This window comes from Halomonas sp. BM-2019, assembly GCF_017584085.1.
Genome location: NZ_CP071922.1, coordinates 2,605 through 6,337, shown reverse-complemented (window position 1 = coordinate 6,337; position 3,733 = coordinate 2,605). Strand labels below are relative to the sequence as shown.

The window sequence follows — 3,733 nt, the reverse complement described above, 5'->3', positions numbered from 1 at the left end:
CGCGCTGCTCATCGCTGACTCGGGCATTGGCGAAGAGGCCGGCGGCGCCGGTGCCCACCAGCGAAGGGGTGTTGGGCATGCAGCGCACGATGGCCAGGTCGCCGCCCAGCCAACGCTCCAGGGTCTCGGCATCGAGACCTGCGGCCACCGACATGATCAGCGGGCGGCGGCGCTGTACCACGCTGGTGAGCCCCTCGCACACCTCCTGCATGACCTGGGGCTTCACTGCCAGCACGACCACATCGGCCTGGCTGACCGCCGCGGCGTTATCGGTGTTGGTGTGGATGCCATAGCGCTCGTGCACCGGTGCCAGAAAGGCGTCGCTGGGCGAGGTGGCGGTGATCGCGGAGGGCGAGAAGCCGCTGTCGATCATGCCGCCGATGATGGCGCTGGCCATGTTGCCGGCGCCGATGAAGGTGACTCTGGTGGCCATGCGGTCTGTCCTGTATCGCTCGACGAATGGTGGGCCGGTGCGGGGCCGGCGGCTTCGGTATTCCGCTCCCCTCAGCGGGGCGTTTCGCGCTCTCCGAAGAGGGCAGTGCCCAGCCGGACCAGGGTGGCACCTTCCAGTATGGCGGCCTCGAGATCCGCGCTCATGCCCATGGAGAGGGTGTCCAGCGGCGACTCGGGGAAGTGCTCGCGCAGCATCTCCAGGGCCTCGCGCAGCCGGGCGAGGGGCTCGCGCTGGGCGGCCAGGCCCTCGGCCGGAGCCGGAATCGCCATCAGGCCGCGCAGGCGCAGGCGCGGCATCGTCAGCACCGCCTCAGCCAGAGCCGGCAGCTCGACAAGGCTCACCCCGGACTTCGTGGCCTCATCGCTGATATTGACCTGCAGGCAGACCTCCAGCGGCGGCAGGCCGTCCGGGCGTTGATCGTTCAGGCGTCGGGCGATCTTCTCACGGTCTACGCTGTGTACCCAGGCAAAGTGTTCGGCGACGTCGCGGGTCTTGTTGGACTGCAGCGGCCCGATGAAATGCCAGACGATGTCATCCAGTTCGGCGAGCTCGGCCTGCTTCTCCAGGGCCTCCTGGACGTAGTTCTCGCCGAATTCGCGCTGGCCGAGGTGCCAGGCCTCGCGGATCAGCGAGACCGCCAGCAGGCGCGCGTCGCTGGCCGGTCGACCGGCGGCGGCCAGGGCCTCGGCCAGGCGCCGGCGCACGGCGGCCAGCGACTCGGCGGTGGTCGTGGAGGCAGACGGCGCCGTCATGTGGCAAGCTCTGTCATGCTGAACATTACAAATTGTCACCAGGGTCTCGGGAGCTAGGGAAAACGTATGGATATTACCGAACTGCTGGCGTTCTCGGCAAAGCAGATGGCCTCCGACCTGCATCTCTCGGCGGGCCTGCCGCCGATGATCCGGGTCGATGGCGACATCCGCCGCCTGAACGTGCCGGCCATGGAGGACCGCGAGGTCCGCAAGCTGATCTACGACATCATGGCCGACCGGCAGCGCCGCGACTACGAGGAGTTCTTCGAGACTGACTTCTCCTTCGAGGTCCCGGGGGTGTCGCGCTTTCGTGTCAACGTCTTCAACCACGCCCGCGGCGCCGGGGCGGTGTTCCGCACCATCCCCTCGGAGGTGCTGACCCTGGAGGACCTGGGGCTGGGCCATGTGTTCCGCCAGCTCTCCATGCTGCCCCGCGGCCTGGTGCTGGTCACCGGGCCTACCGGCTCGGGCAAGAGCACCACGCTCGCGGCGATGATCGACTTCATCAACGACAACCGCTACGAGCATATCTCCTGACCATTGAGGATCCGGTGGAATTCGTCCACCGCAGCAAGCGCTGCCTGATCAACCAACGTGAGGTGCACCGCGATACCCACGGCTTCGCCCCGGCGCTGCGCAGTGCCCTGCGCGAGGACCCGGACGTGATCCTGGTGGGCGAGATGCGCGACCTGGAGACTATTCGGCTGGCGCTGACCGCGGCGGAGACCGGCCACCTGGTATTCGGCACCCTGCACACCACCTCGGCGGCCAAGACCATCGACCGGATCATCGACGTCTTTCCTGGCGAGGAGAAGGCCATGGTGCGCTCCATGCTCTCGGAGTCGCTGCAGGCGGTGATCTCCCAGACACTGCTCAAGCGCATGGGAGGCGGGCGCGTGGCGGCGCACGAGATCCTTGTCGCCACCGCGGCGGTGCGCAACCTGATCCGCGAGGACAAGGTGGCGCAGATCTACTCCGCCATCCAGACCGGCGGCAACCTGGGCATGCAAACCCTCGACGCCTCGCTGGCCAAGCTGGTGGCCGACAACGTGGTGGCGCGCGACGAGGCCCAGACCAAGGCCAAGGGCGTGCTCTAGACACGACAGGAACGACAGGAGCAGGGACATGACGGCGAAAGAATGGCTCTACCAGCTGCTGGACATCATGGTGCAGCAGGAGGCGTCGGATCTGCTGGTCTCGGTGAACGCGCCGCCGACCCTCAAGATGGCCGGCAAGCTCACTCCCATGGGGGAGCAGGGGCTCTCCGTGGGGCAGGTCAACGAACTGGTCGCTGCCGCCCTCCCCGAGGCGCTGATGGCGCGCTTTCGGGATGAGCGCGAGGCCAACTTCGCGCTCAGCCTGAGCAACAGGGGCCGCTTTCGCGTCAGCGCCTTCCAGCAACGCAACCAGCCGGCGATGGTGATCCGCCGCATCGCCCTGGAGATTCCCCACCTGGAGGAGCTGTCGTTGCCGCCGGTGCTGGGCGAACTGGCCAACATCAAGCGGGGCCTGGTGTTCGTGGTGGGCGGCACCGGTACCGGCAAGTCGACCACCCTGGCGTCGATGATTCAGCAGCGCAATGAGACGCTGGGGGGGCATATCATCAGCGTCGAGGACCCCATCGAGTACGTTCACCCGCACAAGAAGGCGATCATCAACCAGCGCGAGGTGGGCATCGACACCGACTCCTTCGAGGTGGCGCTGAAGAACACCCTGCGTCAGGCCCCCGACGTCATCCTGATCGGCGAGATCCGAACCCGGGAGACCATGGAGCATGCGCTGACCTTCGCCGAGACCGGCCACCTCTGTCTGGCGACTCTGCACGCCAACAATGCCAACCAGGCGCTGGATCGCATCATTCACTTCTTCCCCCATGAGCGGCATGAGCAGATCTGGCTTGACCTGTCGCTCAATCTGCGCGCCATCGTGGCCCAGCAGCTGCTGCCCACGGTGGATGGCGGTCGCTGCCCGGCCATCGAGATCCTGCTCAAGTCGCCGCTGATCGGTGATCTGGTGCGCAAGGGGGAGGTCACCGAGATCAAGAGCGTCATGGGGCGCTCACGGGATCTGGGCATGCAGACCTTCGACCAGGCGCTCTTCGATCTCTTCAAGGCAGGCCAGATCACCGAGGAGGTGGCGCTGGTGCATGCCGACTCGGCCAACGACCTGCGCATGATGATCAAGTACGGCGATGCGGGCAGCGAGGGAGTGACCCAGGCCCGCGAGGCGGCCAGCCGGCTCTCGCTGAGGAGCGACGAGGACTATTAGCCCCTCGCTCTCCCTCAGGGGGCATAGACGCCGCCCAGCACCCGAGGCCCGGCGGCGCCGGTCACCGAGGGCAGGTTGCCCGGCTGGCCGCTGAGCCTGCGCCAGGCCAGCCAGGCGAAGGCCCCGGCCTCCAGCCAGTCGGCCGGCCAACCCCACTCTGCGGCGTCGGTGAGGGGGGAGCCGGGCAGCCGGCGGGCCAGGCGGGCGAGCAGGTCGCGGTTGTGGGCGCCACCGCCGCAGGGGATCACCCGGACTGTGG

At 67.5% G+C, this 3,733-nt stretch carries 4 protein-coding genes and 1 pseudogene; 2 read left to right on the top strand and 3 right to left on the bottom strand.

The window, feature by feature from the left end; translation table 11 throughout:
- Both J5F18_RS00035 and J5F18_RS00030 read right to left on the bottom strand, forming a co-directional pair.
- A partial coding sequence (locus J5F18_RS00035; RefSeq protein ID WP_346300338.1) for an NAD(P)-binding domain-containing protein occupies window positions 1–433 on the bottom strand: 433 nt, incomplete at its 3' end.
- A 71-nt stretch (window positions 434–504) separates the two neighbouring features.
- Window positions 505–1,206 (bottom strand): YggS family pyridoxal phosphate-dependent enzyme, encoded by a 702-nt coding sequence (locus J5F18_RS00030; RefSeq protein WP_346300337.1) that lies wholly within the window; start codon window positions 1,204–1,206, stop codon window positions 505–507.
- Between the two features lie 66 nt (window positions 1,207–1,272).
- On the opposite strand from J5F18_RS00030, the pseudogene J5F18_RS00025 reads away from it, so the two are divergent.
- Window positions 1,273–2,303: pseudogene (locus J5F18_RS00025) on the top strand (type IV pilus twitching motility protein PilT).
- A gap of 28 nt (window positions 2,304–2,331) precedes the next feature.
- On the top strand, window positions 2,332–3,474 hold the full coding sequence (locus J5F18_RS00020) for a PilT/PilU family type 4a pilus ATPase (protein ID WP_346300336.1): 1,143 nt from the start codon (window positions 2,332–2,334) through the stop codon (window positions 3,472–3,474).
- Between the two features lie 14 nt (window positions 3,475–3,488).
- On the opposite strand, the gene J5F18_RS00015 is transcribed toward J5F18_RS00020, so the two are convergent.
- Window positions 3,489–3,733 (bottom strand): anhydro-N-acetylmuramic acid kinase (locus J5F18_RS00015; protein WP_346300335.1); only part of this gene is annotated, 245 nt, incomplete at its 5' end.